Genomic DNA, 24,561 nt, shown 5'->3' on the forward strand with positions numbered 1-24,561 from the left:
CCGAGGGCCTCGGCGAGGTGCAGGAGATGATCGACATCTGCGACTTCGCCGTCGGCCTCTCCCGCCAGATCCACGGCCTGACCATCGCCACCGAGCGGTCCGACCATCGCATGATGGAGACCTGGCATCCGCTCGGCGTGGTCGGGATCATCACCGCCTTCAACTTCCCGGTCGCGGTCTGGAGCTGGAACGCCGCGCTCGCGCTGGTCTGCGGCGACAGCGTGATCTGGAAGCCGTCGGAGAAGACCACCCTCACCGCGCTGGCCACCGAGGCGATCTTCAACCGCGCCCTCGCCCGGTTCAGGGCCGGGGGCGGCGCAGCGCCGGACGGCCTCGCGCAGGTCTTCCCCGGCACCCGCGCGGTCGGCGAGGCGCTGGTCGATCATCCGAAGGTGCCGCTCGTCTCGGCGACCGGATCGACGGCGATGGGACGGGCGGTCGGGCCGCGGCTCGCCGCGCGCTTCGCTCGCGCCATTCTCGAACTCGGCGGCAACAACGCGGCCATCGTCACCCCCACCGCCGACCTCGACCTGACGCTGCGCGGCGTCGCCTTCGCCGCGATGGGAACGGCGGGCCAGCGCTGCACCAGCCTGCGCCGACTGTTCGTGCATGAAAGCATCTATGACGCGCTCGTCGGCCGCCTTCGGAGCGCCTATGCTTCGGTCTCCGTCGGCGATCCGCTCCAGGGCAACCTCGTCGGCCCGCTGATCGACAGGGCCGCCCATGACGCGATGCAGGCCGCGCTCGCGAGCGCGACGGCGGCCGGCGGATCGGTCTCGGGCGGCGAACGGCAAGACGTGGGCAACGCCGACGCCTATTATGTCCGCCCCGCGCTCGTCGAGATGCCGAGGCAGGAAGGCACGGTCGAGGCCGAGACCTTCGCGCCGATCCTCTATGTCATGAAGTACCGCGACATCGAGGAGGCGCTGGCGCTGCACAACGCCGTGCCGCAGGGATTGTCCTCGTCGATCTTCACCAACGACCTGCGCGAGGCGGAGCTTTTCCTCTCCGCCCGCGGGTCGGACTGCGGCATCGCCAATGTCAACATCGGCCCGTCCGGCGCCGAGATCGGCGGGGCATTCGGCGGCGAGAAGGAAACCGGCGGCGGTCGCGAGTCCGGCTCGGACGCGTGGAAGGCCTACATGCGCCGGGCGACCAATACCATAAACTACGGCCTGACCCTGCCCCTCGCGCAGGGCGTGAAGTTCGATGTCGAGTAGAGGTCAGGGCGGCGCAAGGAACGCGCCGAGCATCCTTCTTCAGGCGAGCGGCGGCCCGATGATGTCGATGCCGTTCGCGGCGCAGGCTCGGGTGAGGGCGCCGATCATCGCGGCGTCGGGGACGACATGATCGGGCAGACCCTCGCCGGTGGCCGGGCGGGAGACCGAACGCACCATGGTCTCGAAGTCGGCCCCGCGGGTGACTGTCAGGCAATGGGCGCCTTCCGGGCTCACGACGCGGTAGTGATGCGCCACGCCCTTTGGCGCGAGCAGCGTCTCACCCGGACCAGCCTCGAACTCGCGGACGCCGACGCGGAACCGCAGGCGTCCTTCGAGGATATGGAACAGCTCGTCCTCGGCGCGATGGATATGCAGGGGCGGCGAGTCGCCGTGCGGCATCCAGTGCTCGATCACGCTGAGGCCGTCCGCGCCGTCGATCGAGGCGACGCGGATCGCGACGCGGCTGTTGCCGAACCAGAGATGCGGCGCTTCCGCGGTTCCGGCGGTGATCGTCGAGACAAAGGTCATCGTTCTCGCTCCTTGATGCGAATGTTTCCTGAAAATTCGGGGGCGGACGCTCATCGCGGTGTCCGACGAGAGACTGATAGTCCGACGACGGCGGCGGCGCTTCCTAATTGCTTCCTAACGCCGCGCGTGCATTCCTAAATCTTCCCTAAAGGCAAAGGACTCGGACCGCGGTATCATGGTGATCGCCCCCGATCTCGCCCGCTTCATCGCGGGACCGGTGCTGATGACGCTCGGCACCCGGGACGCCTCCAACCGGCCAATGATCGCCCGTGGCAGCGGCGGCCGCGTGGCGAAGGATTCCGGTCGGGTGGAGGTCGCCGTCTCGGCGAGGCTTTGGCCCGAGACCATCGCCAATGTGCGTGACAACGGCATGTTCACGGTGACCTTCGTGGAACCGGCCACCTACCGCGCCTTCCAGCTCAAGGGCCGCGCCGTGGTCCGGGATCCGGACGCGACCGAAGTGGCGCGCGCCTGGGCCTTTGTCGCGGAGACGGAACGGCTGATGACCAATCTCGGTGTCCCGATTGACCTCACCCGCTACTGGCTGACGGCGCACGACGTCATGATCGTCTCGCTCGCGGTCGATCGGGCGTTCGAGCAGACCCCGGGGCCGCGCGCCGGTGTGGCGCTGGCATGAGCGCCCCCCGGCTCTCCGACCTGCGTGACTGTTTCGAGGGCGTGATCCCCTCGATCGTCGCCACCAGTTCCGAGGACGGAATGCCGAACGTCTCCTATCTCAGCCACGTGGAGCGCATCGACGATCGGCACGTCGCCTTGTCGAACCAGTTCTTCGGCAAGACCGCGGCCAACCTGCGGGCCAATCCGCGGGCCAGCGTGATGCTCGTCGATGGTATCACCGGCCGGCAGTTCCGACTTGCCGTGACCTGGCTGCGCAACGAATGCGAGGGGCCGCTCTTCGAGGCGATGGCGGCGAGCCTGCGCGCCTCGAGCGCACAGGTGGGCATGGCCGAGATCATGCGGCTCGACAGCGTCGACATCTTCCGGGTCGAATCGATCGACGCGCTTCCCCATCCCGACGGACTCGCTCCGCCGCCCACGACGCCGGCCCGATCGGGCCTCGCCCAGGCGGCGGAGGCGGTCGCCCGCGTCGCGGCGGAGACCGAGACGGCGCGCATCGTCGAGGCCCTGCTCGAAGGCACGCGGGCGATGCTGCGCTGTCCGGGCGTGATCCTGTTCCAGCACGACCCGTCGCGCGGCGCGCTGGTGACGCTGGCCAGTCGCGGCTATCCCTTGTCGGGCGCCGGATCCGAGATCGCGATCGGCGAGGGGATCGCCGGCGCGGCGGCCGAGTCGCGGCGGGCGGTCCGCGTCAGCGACATGAGCCGCGTTCGCCGCTTCGGCGCCGCGATCCTCGGCGGAGCGGACGAGGACGCGACGCGGCGGATCGCGCTGCCCGGCCTGCCCGACGCCCAGAGCCAGCTCGCCGTGCCGATGCTGGCGCAGGGCGGGCTCTACGGTGTGCTCTTCGCCGAGAGCCCGGAACGCCTCGCCTTTCGCGCCGATGACGCGGCGGCCCTCTCGATGGTGGCGACCCACGCCGCCGCCCTGCTGCTCGGCGAGGCGCTGGCGGGCGAGGCGACCGCGCCCGCCGCGGCGCCGGTGCCGAGCGCCGCGACCACGACGTTCCGCGTCGTGCATCACGGATTCGATGACAGCGTCTTCATCGACAACGGTTATGTGATCCGCGGCGTGGCCGGTCGGCTGCTCGTCTATCTGCTGCGACGCCATCTCGCCGAGGGCCGGCTCGAATTTTCCAACCGCGAGATCCGGCTGGCGCCGGAGCTGAGACTGCCGGATTTCAAAGACAATCTCGAGACGCGGCTCCTGCTGCTGCGCCAGAGGCTCGAGGAGAAGGGCTGCCCGGTCCGGCTGGCGCGCGCCGGCCGCGGACTGGTTCGCCTCCATCTCGCCGGCGCCCCGGAAATCGAGCAGGCGGTCTGAGTCTGTCTGAAGACTCGGACCGACGCGGCGATGGAAATCCCGGCTCGCAATCGCCGGGAGAGCCGGAGACGGGCAAGCACACCGTCCCGAGCGCGAAGCGATCAGCCGCGACATCTTGCCCACCGACCGAGCCGGCGCCGCGGGACGCTTGCCCTTGAACGTGGCGCGGCGCCGGCGTAGCGATGCGGAATACCGGAGTGATTCTATCAAGAACACTCCGGCGAGCCTCGGGGGGAAGCGCCGTCGAGCGGGAGGCGCGCGACAGGGATAGGAATATGCTGCCGGCATTTCTCATCATGCTCCGCGAGGGCATCGAAGCCGCGCTGATCGTCGGGATCATCGCCGGCTATCTCGCGCGGACCGGCCGGTCGGAATGGCTGCCAGCGATCTGGGTCGGCGCGCTGCTCGCCGTGGCGCTGTCGCTCTTCGTCGGCGCGGCGGTGATCGCCATCGGCGCGCAGTTTCCGCAGAGGACGCAGGAGCTGTTCGAAGCCGTCATCGGCACCGCCGCCGTCGTCATCCTGCTGTCGATGGTCTTCTGGATGCGCAAGGCCGCGCGCTCGATCCGGGCGACCATGGAGCACGGGATCGACCTCGCCCTCGCCGACAGCCGGGGGCCGACCTGGCCGCTGATCGGCATGAGTTTCTTCGCCGTCGCCCGCGAGGGGCTCGAGTCGGTGTTCTTCCTGCTCGCGCTCTTTCAGCAGAGCGCGGGCTGGGCGGCGCCGGTCGGCGCCCTGCTCGGGCTTGGGCTCGCGGTGGTGATCGGTTACGGCATCTATCGCGGTGGCGTGCGGCTGAACCTGCGCCGGTTCTTCCTCTGGACCGGGATCTTCATCATCTTCGTCGCCGCCGGCCTCGCCTCCTCGGTGCTGCGCAACCTGCACGAGGCGGGGATCTGGAACCATCTGCAACAACCGGTCTGGGATCTCAGCCGTGCGCTGCCGCTCTCGTCGGTGACGGGCACGGTGCTGAGCGGGTTGTTCGGCTATCACGACACGCCGGTGCTCGGCGAGGTGCTGGTCTGGGCGCTGGTGGCCGGCGTCTCGCTCTGGTTCTTCCTGCGGCCGGCGCAGTCTTCGCCGCGGCCGGCGAACCAGGGAGCCTGAGCCATGCCGTCCCAACGCCCGATGTCCTCCACCGTCACCCGCGCCGCGCTGATCGGATCGGGGTTGCTCGCGCTGCTCGGGCTCGCCGCCTTCTGGTACGCCGCCCGCGCCGGCGCGCCCGCGCCGACCGAGGGCGAGATCGCCGTCACCATCACCGGTACGAACTGCGAGCCGGCGACGCTGACCGTACCCGCCGGCAAATCCACCTTCCGCGTCCACAACGCCTCGGACCGGACGCTGGAATGGGAGATCCTCGACGGCGTGATGGTGCTGGCCGAGCGCGAGAACATCACGCCCGGCCTCAATGCCACCCTGACCGAGCGGCTGCGGCCCGGCACCTATGACATCACCTGCGGCCTGCTGTCCAACCCGCGCGGCAAGCTGACCGTGGTCGCCACCGCCGAATCCGAGGCGGCGAAGGCCCAGCCGGAGACCCGCGCCTTCATCGGCCCGCTGTCGGAATACCGCGTCTATCTGGCGCGCCGCGCCTCCGAACTCGTGGAGGCGACCGAGACCCTGTCCGAGCGCGTCGTCGCCGGCGATCTCGACGGCGCGCGCGAGGCCTGGCTCGCCGCGCGCGAGCCCTGGCGACGGATGGCGCCGGTCGCGGGACGGGTCGCGGACCTCGCCAACGGCATGGACCCGCTCGCTGACTATCTGACGGAGCGCGAGGCGGATCCGGGCTTCGTCGGCTTTCACCGCGTCGAATACGGGCTCTGGACCAAGGGAACGACCGAGGATCTGGCGCCCAGCGCCGCCCGGCTCGCCACCGACGCCGGCCTGCTGAAGGACCGGCTGAAATCGCTCGATGTCGCGCCGGCCGATCTCGCCGGCAACGCCGCCGCGCTCGCCACCCACGTCGCCGACCAGGCGTCGACCTCGCAGACGCCCTACAGCGGCGCCGACCTCGCGGAATTCTCGGCCGATCTCGATGGCATCGAGAAATCCGCGCTCCTCGTCGATCCACTGGTCGCCGCGGCGGACCCCGCCGTCTCGGCCGCGCTCCACACCGCGCTCGACAACGCGCGGGCGACGCTCGACGGGTTCCGGCGGGACGGCGGCTTCCCGCCCTATGGCGAGGTCGACGCGGCCGGCCGGGCGCGGATCGCCGCCGCCTTTACCGCCGTCGCCGCCGCGGCGGATGCCCTCAACCCTTCGATCGGCCTAGACTGATGACGGACGACGCCCTGCCGACCACCCGCCGCGGCTTGCTGCTCACCGGGGGCGCCCTCGCCGCGATCCCGGCCGTCGCCCGCGCGGCGACGGACCACGGCGCCGAGAACGTCGCCGAGGCGCCGGTCGCCGACAGCGCGGGCGCCGAGGAGCGGGTCTCACCCTTCGGGTCGCGGCAGGCGGGCATCCTTACGCCGCGCCCGGCGAACGGCCTCGTCGCCGCCTTCCATGTCGTGGCCGACGATCCGGCGGCGCTCGAGCGGATGCTGCGCCGTTTGACCGAGCGGATGGTCTTCCTGACCCGGGGCGGGCCGGTGCCCGACAGCGATCCGAAGCTGCCGCCGCCCGACAGCGGCATCCTCGGCCCGGTCGTGCGGCCCGACGCGCTGACCATCACCGTCGGGTTCGGCGCCTCGCTGTTCGACGACCGCCCCTGGCTCGCGCCCCTGAAGCCGCGGGTGCTCTCGCGGATGACGAAATTCCGCAACGACGCGCTCGATGCCGACCTCTGCCACGGCGACCTCGTTCTGCAGTTCTGCGCCCATACCCAGGACACCGTGGTCCATGCGCTGCGCGACATCCTGAAGAACCTCCCGGACCAGCTGGTGCTGAAATGGGCCCAGACCGGCAATGTGCCGGTAATCCCGCGCCAATCGGACGCCGCGCCCGAGAGCGCGCGCAACCTGCTCGGCTTTCGCGACGGCTCGGCCAATCCCGACAGTTCCGACGCCGCCCTGATGGACCGCGTCGTCTGGGTCGGTCCCGACAATGCCGAGCCCGACTGGGCGACCGGCGGCAGCTACATGGCGGTGCGGATCATCCGCAACCTCGTCGAACGCTGGGACCGGGCGCCGCTCGGCGAGCAGGAACGCTTCATCGGCCGCGTCAAGATGAGCGGCGCGCCGCTCGACCGGCCGAACGGCACCGAGGACATGGTTCCCGACTTCGCCGCCGACCCGGATGGCGCCATAACGCCGCTCGACGCCCATATCCGCCTCGCCAATCCGCGCACGCCGGAAACCGAAAGCAGCCTGATGCTGCGACGGCCGTTCAACTACGTGAACGGCGTGCTGAAGAACGGCCAGCTCGATCAGGGGCTGCTCTTCATCGCCTGGCAAGCCGATCTCGAGCGCGCCTTCGTCACTGTCCAGCACCGCCTGACCGGCGAGCCGCTGGAGGAATATCTGAAGCCGGTCGGCGGAGGCTATTTCTACGCCCCGCCCGGCTTCGCGGACGACCGGGACTATCTCGGCCGAACGCTCATCGCCGCCATCACCCCGACCAGCCAGTCCAGCAGCCAGTCGCCTCAACCCGTCCTGGCCCCGAAATGATGGGCCATCATCGAGGATTGCACCCATGCGCTTTCTTACTCTCGCCGCCATCGGCGCGCTGACCGCCGCCCAGGCGGCCCATGCCGAGGCGACGCTCGACCTCGTCGGCCCGATCAGCGAGTACAAGCTCTATATCTCCGAGCAGACCGACGAGCTCCTGACGGACACCGAGCAGTTCGTCGCCGCGATCAAGGCCGGCGACGTCGAGAAGGCGAAGGAGCTCTTCGCGCCGACCCGCATCCACTACGAGTCGATCGAACCGATCGCCGAGCTCTTCTCCGATCTCGACGTCTCGATCGACAGCCGCGCCGACGACTACGAGAAGGCCGAGGCCGACCCGGCCTTCCCGGGCTTCCACCGGCTGGAATACGGCCTGTGGGAGAAGGGCTCGACCGAGGGGCTCGATCCGATCGCGGACAAGCTGCTCGCCGACGTGAAGGACCTCGCCGGCCGGATCGAGAGCCTGACCTTCCCGCCCGAAGTGGTGGTCGGCGGCGCCGCCGCGCTGATGGAGGAGGTCGCGGCAACCAAGATCTCCGGCGAGGAGGACCGCTACAGCCACACCGACCTCTGGGACTTCAAGGGCAATTTCGACGGCTCGCAGAAGATCGTCGAACTGGTTCGCCCGGTGATGAGCCCGGACGATGCCGAGTTTCTCGTGACCGTCGATACCAATTTCGCCACCATCGACGGCATCCTCGGGAAGTACCGGGACGGCGAGGGCTATGTAACCTACGACCATCTGACCGAGGCCGACCGGGTGCAGCTGGCAAGCGCGGTCAATACGCTCGCCGAGGACCTCTCGACGCTGCGCGGCAAGCTCGGCCTCGACTGAGGGCTCGGCCGCCGGCCGGGCGGCGCGGCGGGACGCGGGAAGGGGAATGCCCCGACCCGCGTCCGACTGGGCGGTGGCGCGCTACCTCCGCCCTTTGGCTGGCGCGACCGGTCGGCGTCTGCTAGGCATGAAACGGCGGTATTGCCAGGACGACGCTTCCCGAACGAGGGAGCGGTCGGCGACCAACAGGGGAGCGAATAGCATGGGTTTCGGTGATCTTCTCGGTCAGATGGTGCAGCAGGGCCTCGGCGGCCAGACCCAGCCCGGGAAACGGCTGGGCCAGGCTCTTCAGGGGCTCGGCGGCGGCGGTGGGGCGCTCGACGGTCTGTTCTCGCAGCTGCAGGGCGCGCTTGGCGGCTCCGGCGGCGCTGGGGGAGCCCTCGGCGGACTTACCGGCCGGGCGAAGGATTTCCTCGGCCAGGAGCAGGTCGGCGGACTGACCGGCGGCCAGCTCGGTGGAATCGGCGCCATCGCCGGCGCGCTGCTCGGCGGCGGCGCCGGTGGCGCGGCCAGGGGTGGCGCGATGGCGATCCTCGGGACGCTGGCGCTGAGCGCGCTCAAGGCCGCGCAGGCGGGGGCGAGCGCGCCCGGCCCGATCGAGGCCGCGCCCGAGGAGGTGAAGGCCCTGGCCAGCCCGGCGACCGAAAAGCTGCTCGTCAGCGCGATGATCAGCGCCGCCAAGGCCGATGGCGAGGTCGACCAGACCGAGATGGCGAAGATCGTCGGCAAGCTCAGCGCCGACTCGGTGTCGGACGAAGAAAAGCAGTACGTGATGGACCAGTTGCGGACCCCGGTCGATATTCCGGCGCTCGCGGCGCAGGTGACATCGCCGGCGCAGGCGGCGGCGGTCTATGTCGCCTCGCTGCTCGCCATCACGCCGGACTCGCCGCAGGAGACCACCTATCTCGCCGAGCTTGCGCGCGCGCTCAATCTCGACAACGCGACCGTGTCGCTGCTGCGCCAGACCGCCGGCACAGCGGCCTGACGCGCGCGCCCGCGCGACCCCCGGGCCGCGCGGGCCGTTCCCCGATGGGCGCCTATCTCCCCGCCCGGATCCATGAGGATCTCGGACCGGAATTCTTCGATCCCGTCCGGCCCGCGACCTTTCCGCGCACCGACCTCCGATATCGCAACGACGGCTGGGCGGCGCGGATCGGTCTCGACGGCCTGACCGACGCGGACTGGATCGCGCATTTCGGCCGGTTCGAACCGCTGCCGGACAACCTGCCCGAGCCGCTGGCGTTGCGCTATCACGGGCACCAGTTCCGCTCCTACAACCCCGACCTGGGCGATGGCCGCGGATTTCTCTTCGCCCAGGCGCGCGACGCGGTCGATGGCCGGCTGCTCGATCTCGGCACCAAGGGTTCGGGCACAACGCCCTGGTCGCGCGCTGGCGACGGCCGGCTGACACTGAAGGGCGGGGTGCGCGAGATCCTCGCCACCGAAATGCTCGAGGCTCTCGGCGTCTATACGTCCAAGACCTTCGCCCTGATCGAAACCGGCGAGGCGCTGATCCGGGGCGACGAACCCTCGCCCACGCGCTCGGCCGTGCTGACCCGGCTCAGCCACGGCCATATCCGCTTCGGCAGCTTCCAGCGGCTGGCCGCCCTCGGTGAACAGGACGAGACGCGCCGCCTGGTCGAGCATTGCCTCGCCCACTATTGGCCGCAGGCCCCGGCCTCCGATCCCGTCGCCGGCTTCTACGACGTGGTGGTGGGGGCGGTGGCCCGGCTCGGCGCCGAATGGTTCGCCGCCGGCTTTGTCCATGGCGTGCTCAATACCGACAATATCAATATAACCGGCGAGAGCTTCGACTACGGGCCCTGGCGCTTTCTCGACCGGTTCGATCCGGCCTTCACCGCCGCCTATTTCGACCAGACCGGCCTCTATTGCTTCGCACGGCAGCCAGAAGCGCTGCACTGGAACCTCGCACGCCTTGGCGAGTGCCTGATCCCGATCGCCTCGCGCACGGCGATCGAGCCCGCCTTCGAGACCTTCCCCGAGCGGTTCCAGACCGCGCTTGCCCGCCAGACCTTCGCCCGCCTCGGCCTCCTGCCGGGCGAACCCGAAGCGGCGCGCGCGTTGACGCACCGCTTCTGGGGCGCGGCCCAGGAGACCGCGCCACCGTTCCAGCGCCTGTTCTTCGACCTGCTCGGCGCCCGGCCCGAGCGGTTGCGGGCGAGCCCGATCCGCGCGACCTTCGAGACCGCCGCCTGGGCCGAGGTGATCGAGGATCTGCGCGCCCTGCCGCCCGCCCCGGGCCTCGCCGCCGCGCTCGCCCACCCCTACGCCGCGCGGACCGAGCCCGAGACCATGGTGATCGAGGAGGTCGAAGCGATCTGGTCGGCGATCGACCGCGCCGACGACTGGTCCCCCCTCGCCGCGAAGATCGCTTCCGTCCGCGAACTCCGGGCCTTCAACCGGACCCTTGGCCTTCTCACCGGCCCCAACGGCCGCCCGGGCCACGTCCCGCTCTGATCCTCAGGCCAGCGCGTAGCGCGCGCCGGCGGAGAGGGCGCCGAGCGGATGGGCGAGGGCGCGGGCGTCGAGATCGATGAGATGCGCCAGCACATTGCGCGCCGCGGCCGGCGCGAGCCGGGGATCGAGATCGTCATAGACCAGCGCGACGATCTCGGCCGGGGTCGCGGGACCGGCGGCGAGCGCCGCGAGGATCCGCCGCTCGCGCGCGTTCCGATGCGCGCCGAGCCAGTCGAGCAGGCGCGCGGGATCGGTCACCGGCGCGCCATGGCCAGGATAATAGACCTGCTCGGTCCGCGCGCGCAGCCGGGCGAGGCTCGCGCGGAACGCGGCGAGATCGCCGTCCGGCGGCGAGATCAGCGTCGTCGCCCAGCCCATCACCGTGTCGCCGGAGAAGAGCGCGTCCCCCTCGGACCAGGCAAAGCTCAGATGATCCGAAAGGTGCCCCGGCGTATGGACCGCCATGAGCGTCCAGTCCGGTCCGGAAATCGCCGCGCCATCGCCGATCCGCTGATCCGGGGCGAAGCCAGCGTCAATGCCCTCCCCGCCGCCGAGCAGCCCCTCCGCCGCGAGCCGCGCCATCGCCGGCGTCCGCGCCCCCGCCGGGTCGCCATGGGCGAGCAGCGGCGCCCCGACCCGCGCGGCGAAGGCCCGGGCGCCGGCGCTGTGATCACGGTGCGCGTGGGTAACCAGAACGACCTCGACCCGCTCCGCGGCGACGGCGGCGGCCAGCGCTTCGAGATGGGCCGCGTCGTCCGGACCGGGATCGATGACCGCCACCCGCCGCTCGCCGAGGATGTAGCTCCGCGTACCGGTGAAGGTCATCGGCCCGCGATTGCCGGCGGTGACCACCCGCAGCCCGGGCGCCAGCGTCTCGACGGCGCCATGCACCGGCGCGTGGTCGCGCTCGAACGGATCGTCGGCGCCGGGGTCGGCCCCAAGCTTGGCCATGGGCAACGTTTCCTTGCACGGCGCGGGAGCGGCGCGTAACCCTCGGCGGGCGATGAAGCCCGGCCCGATCAAATCCATGCTCCCGCGCAGCCTGTTCGGGCGGGCGCTCGCGATCCTACTGGTTCCGATCGTCGCTCTGCAACTCGTGGTCGGGCTCGTCTTCTTCCAGCGCCACTATCAGCGGGTCACCGAGCAACTGACCCATGGCGTGGCGCTGGAGCTGCGCTACGCCATCAGCCGGCTCGACCGGGCGCCGAATGCGACGCGGGCGGCGATCGATCTCGCAGAGACCGCCCGACCGCTCGAACTCATCCTGCGGCTCGAACCCGGGGTCGAGGTGACGGCGGGCGAGCGGCGGGATTTCACCGACATCTCGGGCCTTGCCATCACCCGGACCCTGCGCCAGGATCTGGTGGGCCCGGTCAATATCGACCTCGCCGCGGACCAGCGCTCGGCACGAATCGCGGTCCAGACCAGCAAGGGCGCGCTCGTCGCCAGCGTGCCCAGAACCCGGCTGTCCGTCTCCAATCCGCACCAGCTCCTCGTGCTGATGCTGGCCGCCTCGCTGATCCTGAGCGCCGTCGCGCTCGTCTTCCTGCGCAATCAGGTGAGGCCGATCCGGCGGCTGGCCGAGGCGGCGGAGGCCTTCGGCAAGGGCCGGTCGGTGCCGTTCCGTCCGGCCGGCGCCGAGGAGGTGCGGCGCGCGGGCATGGCGTTCCTCTCGATGCGCGCAAGGCTGGAGCGGCAGATCGAGCAGCGCACGCAGATGCTGTCCGGCGTCAGCCACGATCTGCGCACACCGCTGACCCGGATGCGGCTGACGCTGGCGCTGATGGACGAGACCGAGGAGGCGCGCGACCTCGCCCAGGACATGGACCAGATGGACCGGATGCTGGGCGAATTCCTCGCCTTCGCCCGCGGCGACAGTCTGGAGGCGACAGAGCCGACCGATCCCTTCGCGCTCGCCGCCGGCATCGCCGACAATGCCCGCCGCGCCGGTGCCAGCGTCGAGCTCTCGCAGCGGGATGAGGCACCGGGCGACCGGCTGGTCGAGATGCGGCCGGGCGCGGTCGGCCGCGCCCTGGAAAATCTCGTGGGCAACGCGGCGCGACACGGCAAGCGGGTGGAACTATGCGTCCGGCTGCGGCCGAAAGCGCTCGAATTCATCGTCGAGGACGATGGACCGGGCATCGCACCCGAGGACCGCGCCCGGGCGCTGGCGCCCTTCACCCGGCTCGACGCCGCGCGCAACCAGGACGCGGGCGGCAATGTCGGCCTCGGCCTCTCGATCGCCATGGACGTCGCGCGCAGCCACGGCGGCAGCCTGGAGCTCGGCGACAGCCCCGAACTCGGCGGCCTCCGCGCCATCCTGCGCCTGCCGAGGTAATCGGCCGGCGCGCCCCGGCCATGGCAAGCGATTTCATGCCATGCGGCTCCGACTATCCGTCGCCGGATCGGCGTCTTTCATCCAGAGGAATGCCATGCCGACGCGCGGTGACCTCCTGCTGGGCGCACTCGCCGCGGCGGCGACGCCGCGGACCGGCCACGATGGAGACGGCGACGTCCATCCGCCCCAGCCCGGCCTCGCGCGGTGGGTCGAGCCGGTGCACATGATCGCCATCCCCTGCCTCGGCCTGCCGCTGACCCGCGGCGCCGATCTCGAGGCAATCGCCACCGCCTGCGCCGAGGAAGGGCGGTGGGATTTCTTCCTCACCCTCGCCTCTGGCGCGTCAAGGGCGCGACGAGCTCGCCCGTCAACCCGCTCGCGATGTTCTGACCGGGCTCCGGCCGCCCCCTTCGTGCCGTCTCCGCCCGTGGGTCCACTCGCGGCGGAGCCCGCCCGCGGCGGCGCCCGCGCGTCCCCTCAGTTCCGCTCCACCGGCTTCGAGCGCATCCGGGCGACCGTCTCGCGCTCGGCGCGCTTGCAGCGGAGCGGAGGCAGGCCGCGGTCCATCAGATCCATGTCCTCCAGCACCATGTCGCCCATCCGCTTGAAGGCGCTATCGAGCGCCCCGGCCCGATGCGCCGAGCAGAGAAAGCCCGGCAGGCGGCGGACCGGATGATCGGCGGGCAGCGGCTCTTCCGGAAAGACGTCGCTCGCCGCGACGATATGCCCGCGCGAGACCGCCAGCATCAGCGCCTCGAAATCCACCACGCCGGCGCGGCTCAGCAGGATGAAGGCCGCGCCGCGCCGCATCCGCGCGAATTCGGCCACGCCGAGGAAACCCTCGTTCTCCGCCGTCGCCGAGGCGACGCAGAAGATGAAATCGCTCTCCTCGAGAATCGTGCCGAGGTCCGCCGGCTCCATCCCCGCCTCGCGCAGCATCGATGGCGGCAGCCACGGGTGATAGGCCCGCGTCCGGGCATCGAAGCCGCGCAGCAATCGCGCCAGCGCCCGGCCGAGATCGCCGAAGCCGATCAATCCGACCTCTGATCCGCTGATCAGCCGCGCCCCCGCGTTGCCCTCGCCGCCCCATTGCTCGCGGCCGAGCCGGAATCCGAGGTCGGCATCCACGATCCCGCGCGCGAGGCAGAGCGCGAAGCCGAGGCCGATCTCGGCCACCGGCTCGGCGAAAGCCCGACCGGTGGTCAGCACGTGCACGCCGCGCTCGAACAGGGGTTCGTAGGGCATGTTGGCGAGGAGGTTGCTCTCGACGTTGAGGATCGCCCGGAGACCGGTCATCGCCGCGATCGCCTCGGTGCTCAGCGGCGGCTGGCCGAGGATATAGCGCACCTGGGCCAGCGTCGCCGGCTCCTGGCTCGCCACCGAATCCTGGTGCATCTCGGCGACGCGATAGGTGGCGCGCAGCCGGCCCAGCGCCTCGGGCGTGAAGATGAGATCGAGCGTGCGCGGCTGTGGCGCCGAGATGACAAGCGGCTTGGTCATCGGTCGGACCTCTGTTCTGATGACACAGGGCACCAGCTATACACCGAAAGCGCCGGACGGGTCTCGATCCCGCCGCGTCGGCCGATCCGGACCGTGGACCCCTCGGGCCACGGCGCCCGAAAAGGCGACCACCCCGGCGCCGACGCTTTACCCTCGCCGAAAAACCCGGCAGGCTTCGGCCCGTGCCCCATAGCCGTCCCGCCAAGCCGAACGCTCCTGTCCCGACCGATCCGCCGCGCTGGTGCGACGACGTGGTGTTCCTGCGCCTGCTCGCGGCGATGCTCGGCGCGGGCTTCCTGCTGTCGGCGGTTTTCGCCGCCTGGCCGGGTCTCGACATCCGCGCGGCCGCGCTCTTCTATTCGGGGGACGGCTTTCCGCTCGGCGATACCGCCTTCGCCCGCGGCCTGCGCGCCGCGTACCGGGTCACGGTCGGGGGCGCGTTCCTGACCGTCGCCTGGCTGCTGCTCAACCGCCTCGCACGCGGCGGGGTCGGCGGGGCGACGCGGGTGCCGGCCCGGGTCTGGCTCTTCGCGCTCGGTACCTGGATGCTTGGCGCCGGACTGCTGGTCAACGCGCTGCTCAAGGATCACTGGGGCCGGGCGCGACCGAACGAAACCACGCTCTTCGGCGGCGACGGCGCCTTCAGCGGCCCCTTTGTCATCGCCGGCCAATGCGCGCGCAACTGCTCCTTCGTTTCCGGCGAAGGCGCCGGCGCGGCGGCGCTCGCCTCGGTCGTCATCGGCCTGTTCTGGCCGGCGCTGCGCGGCCCGCGCGACCGGGCGCTCGCCCTCGCCGGCCTGACCGTCTTCGCGCTCGGCGTCATGTTCGTCCGCATGGCGCCGGGGCGGCATTTTCTCAGCGACCTGCTGTTTTCCTTCGTGCTGGTCGGGCTCGTCGCCATGGCGCTCTATGCCGCGCTCGGTATCGGTGCCGCGCGCTCCGGCCTCCGCCCACTCGACTACCGGCGCGACCTCGCCACCAGCTTCACCCTCCCCCGGCGATCCCGGAGATAGGACCCATGCGACAGGCCTGGCCGTGGTTCGGACCGACGGACCCGGTCCCCGCGGACGACATGCTCCAGGCCGGCGTCGAAGGCGTGGCACCGCCCGCGGGCCGGACCTAGAGCAATATCTTGGCCACCAGACGGAATCGTCTGGTGGCCAAGATATTGCTCTAAATCAAGACTCTAGAGAGGACGAGCCGGCTCCGCCGGATCGTCCTCTCTAGGCCTGCCACTCGGTTTCGGGGATGCCCTGCAGGGCCAGAAGCGCGGTGAGGTCGGACCATTCGATCCGCGCGTCCGCGGCCGCGGCCAGCGCGGGCTTGGCGCGATAGGCGACCCCGAGCCCGGCCGCGACCACCATGTCGAGGTCGTTGGCACCGTCGCCCACCGCGAGCACCGCCTCCGGCCCGAAACCGCCCTCGGCCGAGAAAGCGCGCAGCGCCGCGAGCTTCGCCGCCCGCCCGAGGATCGGCGTGCCAACCTCGCCGGTCAGGTGGCCATCCTCCGCCAGCAGCCGGTTGGCCCGCGTCCGCGCGAAGCCCGCCGCCGCCGCGACCCGCTCGGTGAAGAAGGTGAACCCGCCCGACACCAGCGCGGTATCGGCCCCGAGCGCGGCCATGGTCCGCACCAGAGTCCGCGCGCCGGGATTGAGCCGCACCCGCTCGGCATAGCATTGCTCGAGCGCGCTCTCGGGCAGCCCGCGCAGCAGCGCCACGCGGGCCCGCAATGCCGCGTCGAAATCCAGCTCTCCCCGCATCGCGCGCTCGGTGATCGCCGCGACCTCGGGCTTCACTCCGGCGAAATCGGCCAGTTCGTCGATGCATTCGACGCCGATGATCGTCGAATCCATGTCCGCGAGCAGCAGGCGCGCCCGCCGATCCTTGACCCCGACCACATTGACGTCGACCGGCGCCCCGGCCAGGATCCCGGCGGCGGCGAACCCCTCGGGCAACGGCCCGACGAAGCCGATCTCGATGGCGGTCGGCGCCAGACGGCGCGGCAGGGCGGCGCAGAAATGGTCCGCCGACAGCGCGGCCCGCGCGGCGAGGCCGAAGTCGTCGCCGACCCCCGCCGCCGCCGTCAGGACAAGGAAATGCCGCCGCCCCGCTGCGACCGTCACCCTCAGACCGCCGCGCGCCGCGCCAGCAACCTGTTGTGCAACTCCTGCGCCACCAGAAAGGCGAGCTCCAGCGACTGGCTGGCATTGAGCCGCGGGTCGCAGGCGGTGTGATAGCGGTCGCTGAGATTTTCGTCTCGAACCGCCCGCACGCCGCCCGTGCATTCCGTGACATCCTGCCCGGTCATCTCGAAATGAACGCCGCCGGCATAGGTGCCCTCCGCCGCGTGCACCGCGAAGAACTCCCGCACCTCGCGCAGCACCCGCTCGAAGGGTCGGGTCTTGTAGCCGCTCTCGGACTTGATGGTGTTGCCATGCATCGGATCGCAGGACCAGACCACCTTGCGGCCCTCGCGCTCGACCGCGCGAATGAGGCGCGGCAGATGCTCGCCCACGGCTCCGGCGCCGAAGCGTGCGATCAGCGTCAGGCGGCCGGCCTCGTTCTTCGGGTTCAGCCGGTCGATCAGCCTGAGCAGGTCGCTCTCGGTGAGCGTCGGCCCGCATTTCAGCCCGATCGGGTTCTGAACGCCCCGGCAGAATTCGACATGCGCCCCGTCCGGCTGCCGCGTGCGGTCGCCGATCCAGAGCATGTGACCCGAGCCCGCCACCGGCAGGCCGGTGGTGGAATCGACGCGACAGAGCGCCTCCTCGTATTCGAGCAGCAGCGCCTCGTGGCTCGTATAGAAATCCACCCGATGCAGCGTTTCCGCCGTCTCCGCGCTGACCCCGGCGGCCTGCATGAAGTCGAGCGCGTCGGAAATGCGGTTGGCGAGCTTGTGATATTCCTCGTAGCCCGATTGGCCGGCGGTGAAATCGAGCGTCCAGGAATGCACCCGGTTGATGTCGGCATAGCCGCCCTGACTGAAGGCGCGCAGCAGGTTCAGCGTGCCGGCCGCCTGGGTATAGGCCCGCAGCATCCGCGCCGGATCGGGCATCCGGCCCTCCGGCGTGAAGTCGAAATCGTTGATGATGTCGCCGCGGTAGCTCGGCAGCTCGACGCCACCCACCACCTCGGTCGAGGCGGAGCGGGGCTTGGCGAACTGGCCGGCCATGCGGCCGATCTTCACCACCGGACATTTGGCGCCGAAAGTCAGCACCACCGCCATCTGCAGCATCACCTTGAAGGTGTCGCGGATATTGTCGGCGTTGAACGCGCCGAAGCTCTCGGCGCAGTCGCCGCCCTGCAGCAGGAAGGCCCGGCCCTCGGACACCTCGGCAAGCTGCGCGCGCAGCTTGCGCGCCTCGCCCGCGAAGACGAGCGGCGGATAGGAGGCAAGCTCGCGCTCCACGGTCCCGAGCGCGGCGGCGTCGGTATAGTCGGGCATCTGCACCCGCGGCTTCGAGCGCCAGTCCGACTTGGTCCAGTCAGCGCACATGGCATTGCCCCCCAAAGGCCTCTGCTTGTCTGGCGCGCTCCATAGCTCAGGGCACCCGGATTGGCCATACCTACCTTTGCCCACGCGTCCCGAAGCGTCGTCCAACTTCGGCGGCCAACATCACGCCCCGGCGCGATGATTCACCTTGACCTCGCGCGCGGCCCCTCCTCTAGACTCGCGTAGTCCTGCCAGGAAAGCGCCGCCGCGATGGCCCCCGACCCCCGCCGAGACACCGGAGTCGAAGTCAGAGCCGAGAGGTTCGTGTTTCTTCTGCTGGAGCATTTTACCCTGATCGCCTTCGCCGGCGCGGTCGAGCCGCTCCGCCTCGCCAACCTGATGGCGGGTCGGGCATTGTACGACTGGAGCACGGTCTCGGCGGGCGGCGCGCCGGTCACCGCCTCGAACGGCGTCGCGGTGCAGGTCGATGGTCCGCTCGGCGAGCTTGGGCGCGATGCGATCATCATCGTCGTCGGTGGCGTCGACGTGAAGACGGCGATCACCCGTCCGATCCTCACCTGGCTGCGCCGCGAAGCCCGCCGCGTCGCCGCGATCGGCGCGGTCTGCACCGGGGCGCAGGCGATCGCCCAGGCCGGGCTGCTCGACGGGCGGCGCTGCACCATCCACTGGGAGAACCGCGACAGTTTCGAGGAGGATTTCCCCGAGATCGAGCTCAGCCCCAATATCTACGTGATCGACCAGAACCGCTATACCGCCGCCGGTGGCACCGCCTCGACTGACCTCCTGCTGAAGCTGATCGCCCGCCGGCACGGCACCGACCTCGCCAACATGGTCGCCGACCAGATGATCCATACCCAGATCCGCACCGACAAGGACGAGCAGCGCCTGTCGATCCCGACGCGGATCGGCGTGCGCCATCCGAAGCTCTCGACCGTCGTGCAGATGATGGAGGACAATATCGAGGAGCCGATCTCGCCCGCCCTGCTCGCCACCGACGTCGGCATGTCGACCCGCCAGCTCGAACGGCTGTTCCGGCGCTACCTTAACCGCAGCCCCAAGCGATACTATATGGAGTTGAGGCTGAAGAAGGCGCGGAACCTCCTGCTTCAGACCGACATGAGCGTGATCAACGTGGCGCTCGCCTGCGGCTTCGCCTCGCCCTCGCATTTCTCGAAATGCTACCGGGCGCTCTACAAGACGACGCCCTACCGCGAGCGCGGCGCCTCGGAGGCGCCCGGCTGAATCGAAGGGGGAGGAATGTCCGACCCGATCGTCATCGTCGCCGCCGCCCGCACGCCGATGGGCGGGCTCGGCGGCGCGCTCGCCACCGCCACCGCGGCCGAACTCGGCGGGGCCGCGATCGCCGCCGCGCTTGCCCGCGCCGGGCTCGATCCCGAGCGGGTCGACGAACTGATCATGGGCTGTGTGCTGCAGGCCGGCCAGGGTCAGGCACCGGCGCGGCAGGCCGGATTCAAGGCCGGGCTGCCGGAGCATGTGCCGGCGAGCACCGTCAACAAGATGTGCGGCTCCGGCATGAAGGCCGTGATGCTCGCCCATGACTCGCTGCGCGGCGGCGGCGCATCCCTCGTCGTCGCCGGCGGCATGGAGAGCATGAGCAACGCGCCGTACCTCCTGCCGCGGATGCGCGCCGGGGCCCGCCTCGGCCATGCCGTGGCGCAGGACCACATGTTTCTCGACGGGCTGGAGGACGCCTACGAGCCCGGCCGCCTGATGGGCGACCTCGCCGAGGACTGCGCCGCCGCCTTCCAGTTCACCCGGGCCGCGCAGGACGCCTATGCGCTCACCTCGCTCGACCGGGCGCGCGAAGCGCAGGCCTCCGGCGCCTTCGCGGCGGAGATAGCGCCGGTCGCCATCGCCAGTCGCTGGGGCGCGGCCGAGGTCACCGAGGACGAGCGCCCGCGCACCGCGCGGCCCGAACGCATCCCGACCCTCACCCCCGCCTTCCGCCGCGACGGCACCATCACGGCGGCCAACGCCGCCGGCATCTCCGACGGCGCCGCCGCGCTGGCGCTGATGCGCGAATCCGAGGCGCGCCGCCGCGGCGTGCCGATCCGCGCGCGCATCCTCGGCCAGGCGACCCATGCCCAGGCGCCGGCGGATTTCCCGACCGCGCCGGCGCCGGCGGTCGAGAAACTGCTCGCACGCCTCGCCTGGACGATCAGCGACGTCGATCTCTGGGAGGTCAACGAGGCCTTCGCCCTGGTGCCGATGGCCTTCATGGCGCGCACCGGCGCCGATCCCGCGCGGATAAATATCCATGGCGGCGCCTGCGCGCTCGGCCATCCGATCGGCGCCTCGGGCGCCCGCGTTCTCGTCACGCTCCTGCACGCGCTTGAGCGCCGGAACCTCGCCACCGGCGTCGCGACCTTGTGCATCGGCGGCGGCGAGGCGACGGCGATGGCGATCGAGCGCGCCTGAGGTCAGGGGTCGGGCGCCGGCGCCATCCGCCAGACCGCGCCATCGCCCTCGGCGATGAACCAGAGCGCCCCGTCCGGCGCCTCGCGCACGTCGCGGATCCGCGCGAACGCGCCGTCGAACAGCCGCTCCTCGGATGTGAGGCCCTCGCCCGACAGCCGCGACAGGAAGTCGGAATTCAGCGATCCGGTGAAGAAGCTGCCCTCCCACTCCGGCCACAGCCGCCCGGAATAGATCGCGAGCCCGGAGGGCGCGATCGAAGGCACCCAGACCCGCGCCGGCGGCTCGACGCCGATCGCCTCGGCGCCGATGCCGATCGCGCCGCCGCCATATTCCTCGCCATGGGTCACCAGCGGCCAGCCATGGTCCGCGCCGGGCTTTGGCTGGTTCACCTCGTCGCCGCCGCGTGGCCCGTGCTCGACCAGCCAGAGCGTTCCGTCCGGCCCCAGTGTCGCGCCCTGCGGATTGCGATGGCCATAGGACCAGATTTCCGGCCGCGCCCCCGCGACGCCAACGAAGGGATTGTCCGGCGGCGCGGCGCCGTCGCGGGTCAGCCGCGCCACCTTGCCGCGATGATTGTCGAGCCTCCGCGCGGTATCGCGCTCGCCCCGCTCGCCCAGCGTCAGGAACAGCGTCCCGTCCGGCGCCTCGACCAGCCGGCCCCCGAAATGCACCGTGCCCGTCGCCGCCGGTTCCTGCCGGAAGATAACGCGGAAGTCCGCCAGCCGCTCGCCATCGAGCCGCGCGACCGCGAGCGCCGTCCCCGCCCCGCCGCCGCGTGGCTCGGCATAGGTCAGGAAGATCTCGCCCGTGGTCGCGAAATCGCGCGCCACGACGACGTCGAACAATCCACCCTGCCCGTTCGCCCAGACTTCGGGAACGCCTTCGATGGGGATGACGACGCCGTCCGCGACCCGCGACAACGCTCCGCCGCGCTCGGTGACCAGCCAGTCGCCGCCAGGCAGGAAGGCGATCGACCACGGCGTGTCGAACCCATCCGCCATCCGCGTCACCTCGACCACCCCGGCCGAAGTCCCCAGCCGCTCGGCCAGCGCCGGACCGGCGAGCAGCGGTGGCGCCACCGCCGCCACGAGGTGTCTGAACACGAGATGCCTCAACATGCGCGTCCTCCAGGGTTCTCCCGGAAAATCTAACGCACGAGCCGCCGCCGCGCCCCCTCAACCCCTCGTGAGGTCGCCGGCTGGCCGTTGCGACTAGGCGACGACGCGTGGTCCCTTCGGCCCGCCGAGCAGCCGCCGGTCCAGCAGATCGGACAGACGCGTGGCCCCCAGGATCGAGCTTCGCGATTCGCGCGCGGCGCGGGCGAGTTCGCCGTCATCGAGCATCTCTCCGACCGAGCCGAGGAACTGGGCGCAATAGGCGATGGTGCTGCCATCTCCGCTGGCCAGCGCCTCGGCGAGCAGGCTGCGCGCCCGGCGCAGGTCGTCGTCGAAGGCGGCGCGCATCGAGGCCCGCCCGCCGAGCGACAACTCGCCCGTCTCGGGCCGGCGACGGGTCTCGGCGTCGGGCAGGACGCCGAGGATACAATCCTGGAAGGCGCGCAGGCTCTCGATCGGCTTCTCGAGGCAAGCGGCGGCGCCGGCGGCCATGGCCTCGCCCTGCCAGGCGGAGCGATCATGCCCGCTCAGCGCGACGATCGCCGACAGCGGCGTCGAAGCGGTGGCGAGATGGCGGATCAGCGCGACGCCGTCGCCGTCTGGCAGGCCGAGATCGACCATCACCACGTTCGGCCGATAGATGGCGAGATGCCGGCTGGCGGCATGCAGGCTGTCGGCGCGGCGCACGCGCGCGCCGCTCTCGGCGGCGAAGAGCCGGATCGCCTCGGAGGCGCTGCGGCTGTCCTCGACGAGCAGAATGGTCACGGCGAAGAGGCACTGCCGACGCAGGCCGTTCAGGGCCTTGATCGCCGGCTCGGCGGAGGGAAGGGTCATGGACAGGTTACTCCAGGGACAGGGCGCCCCGGCCACCGCCCGAACGCCGGACCCGCCACGCCCGCGCAGGGACAGGACGGCCAACACCCGAAGTCATTCCCCGATATGGTTACGCGCGCGTTAACGCCCCCGCGCGCCGGCGCGAACATCGCCACCGGCGCCGCGCCTCGCCCCCGGATCACGGCCCGCGTTCATACAGGTTTGCTAACCTGGAGAGCAGTCGTTTCGCGCCAACGGGCGCGAAACAGGCCAAAAGACTCGCGCGCACCGCGCGCTCCGGTTGGCCGCGAACCGCGGCCGGCGCCGCGCTGGAACGGGGCGTCGGCGCCTGCTCCGGTACCGCGCCGATGGTCGAGCGCGCGGGAAACCGCCGCCCCCGCGCGGCGCCGATACAGACCGGCGTCGCGCCAATATGGCCGAACGGGATATCGCCATCGGCGAGGATCCGTCGCAGCGGCCGCCGGACCGGTGGATCAGCACCGGCCCATGGCCGGCGACGATTCCGGGCAGCGGGTCGGGCGCCGCGGGCGTGGCGCTCACCTCGCCGCTCCACTCCGCGGCCCTGGCGTCACCTCGCCAGATCGAGGACGATGCGCCCTTCGATCTGACCCTTGCGCATCCGGGCGAAGACGTCGTTGATATCCTCGAGCTTCGCGGTGTGGATCGTCGCCTTCACCTTGCCCTGCGCCGCGAAGTCGATCGATTCCTGCAGATCGAGCCGCGTGCCGACGATCGAACCGCGCACGGTGATGCCGTTCAGCACCATGCCGAAGATGTCGAGCGGGAAATCGCCCGGCGGCAAGCCGTTCAGCGACACCGTGCCGCCGCGGCCGACCATGCCGATCGCCTGCTCGAAGGCCTTGCGGCTCACCGCCGTCACCAGCACGCCCTGCGCGCCGCCGTCGGTCTCGCGTTTGATGACCGTGGCGGGATCCTCGTTCAGCGCGTTCACGGTGAGGGTCGCGCCGAGCTTCTTCGCGAGGTCGAGCTTCTTGTCGTCGATGTCGACGGCGGCGACGTTCAGCCCCATCGCCTTGGCGTATTGCACCGCCATGTGGCCGAGGCCGCCGATGCCGGAGATCACCACCCAGTCGCCGGGCTTGGTGTCCGTGACCTTCAGCCCCTTGTAGACCGTGACCCCGGCGCAGAGGATCGGCGCCATCTCCGCGAAATCGATATTCGCGGGCAGGTGGCCGACGAAATTCGGATCGGCGATCACATAGTCGGCGAAGCCGCCATTGACCGAATAGCCGGTGTTCTTCTGCTCGACGCAGAGCGTCTCCCAGCCGCCGAGGCAATGCGTGCAATGCCCGCAGGCGGTGTAGAGCCAGGGCACGCCGACCCGGTCGCCTTCCTTGATGTGCCTGACACCCTTGCCGACGGCGGAGACGAAGCCGACGCCCTCATGGCCGGGGATGAACGGCGGGTTCGGCTTGACCGGCCAGTCGCCCTCCGCCGCGTGCAGGTCGGTGTGGCAGACGCCGGAGGCGTGGACGCGCACCTGGATCTCGCCATCGCCCGGCTGGGGGACCGGCACCTCGTCGATGGTGAGCGGCTTGCCGAATTCGCGGACGACCGCGGCCTTCATGGTCTTTGCCATGCCGAATACTCCTTCTTTTTTGAAAAAAAGAAGCTCCGCCCCCGGGAGAAGGGGTGCGGAGCAAGCTGACTAGCTGGATGGCGTCGGAGCGCAGATTGTCGAGCGGGTCAGGAAGCGGCGTTCGCGGCCGTTGTCGAGGGAGAACATGCCCCCGCGGCCGGGTACGACATCGATGATGAGGTCGGTATGCGCCCAGACGGCGGCCTGGGACGCGCTGATGTAGAAGGGAGTTTCCCCGAGATAGCCGAGCAGGACATCCGCCTCGCTGATCAGGAAATCGCCCCGCGGGTAGCACATCGGCGAGGAGCCGTCGCAGCATCCCCCCGACTGGTGGAACAGGACCGGCCCGTGGTCGGCCACGATCTCAGCGAGCAGTTCCAGCGCCGCCGGGGTGGCGCTGACCTTGCCGGGATCCGGCCTCGTGACGGCATCGCCCATCTCAAGCCCTTTCTGAAAAAAACGGGGGGGCCGGCGCGACACCGAACCCCCCGGAGTCTCTCAGGGAGCTTAGAAGAAGCCGAGCTTCTTGGGCGAGTAGCTGACGAGAAGGTTCTTCGTCTGCTGATAGTGATCGAGCATCATCTTGTGGGTCTCGCGACCGATGCCCGACTGCTTGTAGCCACCGAACGCGGCGTGGGCGGGATA

At 70.6% G+C, this 24,561-nt stretch carries 24 protein-coding genes; 13 read left to right on the forward strand and 11 right to left on the reverse strand.

The genetic code is table 11. The annotated features are described in order from the left end of the window. Positions 1-1,220, forward strand: a 1,220-nt coding sequence (locus tag Q0480_RS09340) for an aldehyde dehydrogenase family protein (protein ID WP_299132317.1), incomplete at its 5' end; no start/stop codon positions are given. 39 nt (positions 1,221-1,259) lie between these two features. Here the strand turns inward: Q0480_RS09340 and Q0480_RS09345 are convergent. After that, positions 1,260-1,748 carry a cupin domain-containing protein gene (locus Q0480_RS09345; protein ID WP_299132318.1) on the reverse strand — a complete coding sequence of 163 codons (489 nt, stop codon included), beginning with the start codon at positions 1,746-1,748 and terminating at the stop codon, positions 1,260-1,262. A 175-nt stretch (positions 1,749-1,923) separates the two neighbouring features. Between Q0480_RS09345 and Q0480_RS09350 the strand changes: the two genes are divergently transcribed. The 8 genes from Q0480_RS09350 to Q0480_RS09385 all read left to right on the forward strand — a co-directional run bounded on the left by Q0480_RS09350 (position 1,924) and on the right by Q0480_RS09385 (position 10,636). After that, complete coding sequence (locus Q0480_RS09350) at positions 1,924-2,385, forward strand: pyridoxamine 5'-phosphate oxidase family protein (RefSeq protein WP_299132321.1); 462 nt, start codon at positions 1,924-1,926, stop codon at positions 2,383-2,385. Next, positions 2,382-3,710 carry a GAF domain-containing protein gene (locus tag Q0480_RS09355; protein WP_299132323.1) on the forward strand — a complete coding sequence of 443 codons (1,329 nt, stop codon included), beginning with the start codon at positions 2,382-2,384 and terminating at the stop codon, positions 3,708-3,710. Before Q0480_RS09350 ends, Q0480_RS09355 begins: the two co-directional genes overlap by 4 nt. A gap of 275 nt (positions 3,711-3,985) precedes the next feature. Then, positions 3,986-4,819, forward strand: a complete 834-nt coding sequence (efeU, locus tag Q0480_RS09360; RefSeq protein WP_299132325.1) for an iron uptake transporter permease EfeU — start codon at positions 3,986-3,988, stop codon at positions 4,817-4,819. Positions 4,820-4,822: 3 nt separating this feature from the next. Next, positions 4,823-5,992 carry an iron uptake system protein EfeO gene (gene efeO, locus Q0480_RS09365; protein WP_299132328.1) on the forward strand — a complete coding sequence of 390 codons (1,170 nt, stop codon included), beginning with the start codon at positions 4,823-4,825 and terminating at the stop codon, positions 5,990-5,992. Beyond that, entirely contained in the window at positions 5,992-7,323 is a 1,332-nt protein-coding gene (gene efeB, locus Q0480_RS09370) for an iron uptake transporter deferrochelatase/peroxidase subunit (protein ID WP_299132329.1), read from the forward strand. The genes efeO (Q0480_RS09365) and efeB overlap by 1 nt, the downstream gene beginning before the upstream one ends. A 25-nt stretch (positions 7,324-7,348) precedes the next feature. Beyond that, the gene (gene efeO, locus Q0480_RS09375; RefSeq protein WP_299132331.1) at positions 7,349-8,158 is read left to right on the forward strand and encodes an iron uptake system protein EfeO; all 810 of its coding nucleotides are present in this window, start codon (positions 7,349-7,351) and stop codon (positions 8,156-8,158) included. 202 nt (positions 8,159-8,360) lie between these two features. After that, on the forward strand, positions 8,361-9,143 hold the full coding sequence (locus Q0480_RS09380; protein WP_299132332.1) for a tellurite resistance TerB family protein: 783 nt from the start codon (positions 8,361-8,363) through the stop codon (positions 9,141-9,143). Positions 9,144-9,187: 44 nt separating this feature from the next. After that, complete coding sequence (locus tag Q0480_RS09385) at positions 9,188-10,636, forward strand: protein adenylyltransferase SelO family protein (RefSeq protein WP_299132334.1); 1,449 nt, start codon at positions 9,188-9,190, stop codon at positions 10,634-10,636. Between the two features lie 3 nt (positions 10,637-10,639). Here Q0480_RS09385 and Q0480_RS09390 read toward each other — a convergent pair whose 3' ends face one another. After that, complete coding sequence (locus Q0480_RS09390) at positions 10,640-11,587, reverse strand: MBL fold metallo-hydrolase (RefSeq protein WP_299132335.1); 948 nt, start codon at positions 11,585-11,587, stop codon at positions 10,640-10,642. A 76-nt stretch (positions 11,588-11,663) separates the two neighbouring features. Here Q0480_RS09390 and Q0480_RS09395 point away from each other — a divergent pair, with 76 nt between their 5' ends. Beyond that, positions 11,664-12,974 carry an ATP-binding protein gene (locus tag Q0480_RS09395; protein WP_299132337.1) on the forward strand — a complete coding sequence of 437 codons (1,311 nt, stop codon included), beginning with the start codon at positions 11,664-11,666 and terminating at the stop codon, positions 12,972-12,974. Positions 12,975-13,451: 477 nt separating this feature from the next. Here the strand turns inward: Q0480_RS09395 and Q0480_RS09400 are convergent, their stop codons facing one another. Further along, complete coding sequence (locus Q0480_RS09400; RefSeq protein ID WP_299132340.1) at positions 13,452-14,474, reverse strand: hydroxyacid dehydrogenase; 1,023 nt, start codon at positions 14,472-14,474, stop codon at positions 13,452-13,454. 182 nt (positions 14,475-14,656) lie between these two features. Here Q0480_RS09400 and Q0480_RS09405 point away from each other — a divergent pair, with 182 nt between their 5' ends. Then, positions 14,657-15,487, forward strand: coding sequence for a phosphatase PAP2 family protein (locus Q0480_RS09405; RefSeq protein ID WP_299132342.1), 831 nt, complete (start codon positions 14,657-14,659; stop codon positions 15,485-15,487). A 210-nt stretch (positions 15,488-15,697) separates the two neighbouring features. Here the strand turns inward: Q0480_RS09405 and serB are convergent, their stop codons facing one another. Both serB and Q0480_RS09415 read right to left on the reverse strand, forming a co-directional pair. Beyond that, positions 15,698-16,597, reverse strand: coding sequence for a phosphoserine phosphatase SerB (gene serB, locus Q0480_RS09410; protein ID WP_299132344.1), 900 nt, complete (start codon positions 16,595-16,597; stop codon positions 15,698-15,700). A 2-nt stretch (positions 16,598-16,599) separates the two neighbouring features. Next, entirely contained in the window at positions 16,600-17,970 is a 1,371-nt protein-coding gene (locus Q0480_RS09415) for a class II 3-deoxy-7-phosphoheptulonate synthase (protein ID WP_299132346.1), read from the reverse strand. Positions 17,971-18,177: 207 nt separating this feature from the next. Here Q0480_RS09415 and Q0480_RS09420 point away from each other — a divergent pair, with 207 nt between their 5' ends. Both Q0480_RS09420 and Q0480_RS09425 read left to right on the forward strand, forming a co-directional pair. Beyond that, positions 18,178-19,170 carry a GlxA family transcriptional regulator gene (locus Q0480_RS09420; RefSeq protein WP_299132349.1) on the forward strand — a complete coding sequence of 331 codons (993 nt, stop codon included), beginning with the start codon at positions 18,178-18,180 and terminating at the stop codon, positions 19,168-19,170. A gap of 15 nt (positions 19,171-19,185) precedes the next feature. Then, positions 19,186-20,367, forward strand: coding sequence for an acetyl-CoA C-acyltransferase (locus Q0480_RS09425; protein ID WP_299132350.1), 1,182 nt, complete (start codon positions 19,186-19,188; stop codon positions 20,365-20,367). Between the two features lie 2 nt (positions 20,368-20,369). Here the strand turns inward: Q0480_RS09425 and Q0480_RS09430 are convergent, their stop codons facing one another. From Q0480_RS09430 to Q0480_RS09455, 6 genes are all read right to left on the reverse strand, one after another. Continuing rightward, complete coding sequence (locus tag Q0480_RS09430; RefSeq protein WP_299132351.1) at positions 20,370-21,485, reverse strand: PQQ-dependent sugar dehydrogenase; 1,116 nt, start codon at positions 21,483-21,485, stop codon at positions 20,370-20,372. 93 nt (positions 21,486-21,578) lie between these two features. Then, positions 21,579-22,316, reverse strand: coding sequence for a response regulator (locus tag Q0480_RS09435; RefSeq protein WP_299132353.1), 738 nt, complete (start codon positions 22,314-22,316; stop codon positions 21,579-21,581). 204 nt (positions 22,317-22,520) lie between these two features. Then, complete coding sequence (locus Q0480_RS09440; RefSeq protein ID WP_299132355.1) at positions 22,521-22,856, reverse strand: DUF779 domain-containing protein; 336 nt, start codon at positions 22,854-22,856, stop codon at positions 22,521-22,523. Between the two features lie 28 nt (positions 22,857-22,884). Next, on the reverse strand, positions 22,885-23,916 hold the full coding sequence (gene adhP / locus Q0480_RS09445; RefSeq protein ID WP_299132357.1) for an alcohol dehydrogenase AdhP: 1,032 nt from the start codon (positions 23,914-23,916) through the stop codon (positions 22,885-22,887). Between the two features lie 69 nt (positions 23,917-23,985). Then, positions 23,986-24,354 carry a DUF779 domain-containing protein gene (locus tag Q0480_RS09450; RefSeq protein WP_299132359.1) on the reverse strand — a complete coding sequence of 123 codons (369 nt, stop codon included), beginning with the start codon at positions 24,352-24,354 and terminating at the stop codon, positions 23,986-23,988. Between the two features lie 69 nt (positions 24,355-24,423). Further along, positions 24,424-24,561 (reverse strand): aldehyde dehydrogenase family protein (locus tag Q0480_RS09455; protein WP_299132361.1); only part of this gene is annotated, 138 nt, incomplete at its 5' end.

The sequence above is a fragment of the uncultured Amaricoccus sp. genome (assembly GCF_937891315.1).
In the GTDB taxonomy this organism is placed as follows: Bacteria; Pseudomonadota; Alphaproteobacteria; order Rhodobacterales; family Rhodobacteraceae; genus Amaricoccus.

What these genes read in the sequence shown, in the direction of transcription:
- Q0480_RS09345 (WP_299132318.1), bottom strand. Translation starts at nt 1,748, where the DNA reads ATGACCTTTGTCTCGACGATCACCGCCGGAACCGCGGAAGCGCCGCAT.
- Q0480_RS09350 (WP_299132321.1), top strand. Translation starts at nt 1,924, where the DNA reads ATGGTGATCGCCCCCGATCTCGCCCGCTTCATCGCGGGACCGGTGCTG.
- Q0480_RS09355 (WP_299132323.1), top strand. Translation starts at nt 2,382, where the DNA reads ATGAGCGCCCCCCGGCTCTCCGACCTGCGTGACTGTTTCGAGGGCGTG.
- efeU (WP_299132325.1), top strand. Translation starts at nt 3,986, where the DNA reads ATGCTGCCGGCATTTCTCATCATGCTCCGCGAGGGCATCGAAGCCGCG.
- efeO (WP_299132328.1), top strand. Translation starts at nt 4,823, where the DNA reads ATGCCGTCCCAACGCCCGATGTCCTCCACCGTCACCCGCGCCGCGCTG.
- efeB (WP_299132329.1), top strand. Translation starts at nt 5,992, where the DNA reads ATGACGGACGACGCCCTGCCGACCACCCGCCGCGGCTTGCTGCTCACC.
- efeO (WP_299132331.1), top strand. Translation starts at nt 7,349, where the DNA reads ATGCGCTTTCTTACTCTCGCCGCCATCGGCGCGCTGACCGCCGCCCAG.
- Q0480_RS09380 (WP_299132332.1), top strand. Translation starts at nt 8,361, where the DNA reads ATGGGTTTCGGTGATCTTCTCGGTCAGATGGTGCAGCAGGGCCTCGGC.
- Q0480_RS09385 (WP_299132334.1), top strand. Translation starts at nt 9,188, where the DNA reads ATGGGCGCCTATCTCCCCGCCCGGATCCATGAGGATCTCGGACCGGAA.
- Q0480_RS09390 (WP_299132335.1), bottom strand. Translation starts at nt 11,587, where the DNA reads ATGGCCAAGCTTGGGGCCGACCCCGGCGCCGACGATCCGTTCGAGCGC.
- Q0480_RS09395 (WP_299132337.1), top strand. Translation starts at nt 11,664, where the DNA reads ATGCTCCCGCGCAGCCTGTTCGGGCGGGCGCTCGCGATCCTACTGGTT.
- Q0480_RS09400 (WP_299132340.1), bottom strand. Translation starts at nt 14,474, where the DNA reads ATGACCAAGCCGCTTGTCATCTCGGCGCCACAGCCGCGCACGCTCGAT.
- Q0480_RS09415 (WP_299132346.1), bottom strand. Translation starts at nt 17,970, where the DNA reads ATGTGCGCTGACTGGACCAAGTCGGACTGGCGCTCGAAGCCGCGGGTG.
- Q0480_RS09420 (WP_299132349.1), top strand. Translation starts at nt 18,178, where the DNA reads ATGGCCCCCGACCCCCGCCGAGACACCGGAGTCGAAGTCAGAGCCGAG.
- Q0480_RS09425 (WP_299132350.1), top strand. Translation starts at nt 19,186, where the DNA reads ATGTCCGACCCGATCGTCATCGTCGCCGCCGCCCGCACGCCGATGGGC.
- Q0480_RS09430 (WP_299132351.1), bottom strand. Translation starts at nt 21,485, where the DNA reads ATGTTGAGGCATCTCGTGTTCAGACACCTCGTGGCGGCGGTGGCGCCA.
- Q0480_RS09435 (WP_299132353.1), bottom strand. Translation starts at nt 22,316, where the DNA reads ATGACCCTTCCCTCCGCCGAGCCGGCGATCAAGGCCCTGAACGGCCTG.
- adhP (WP_299132357.1), bottom strand. Translation starts at nt 23,916, where the DNA reads ATGGCAAAGACCATGAAGGCCGCGGTCGTCCGCGAATTCGGCAAGCCG.
- Q0480_RS09450 (WP_299132359.1), bottom strand. Translation starts at nt 24,354, where the DNA reads ATGGGCGATGCCGTCACGAGGCCGGATCCCGGCAAGGTCAGCGCCACC.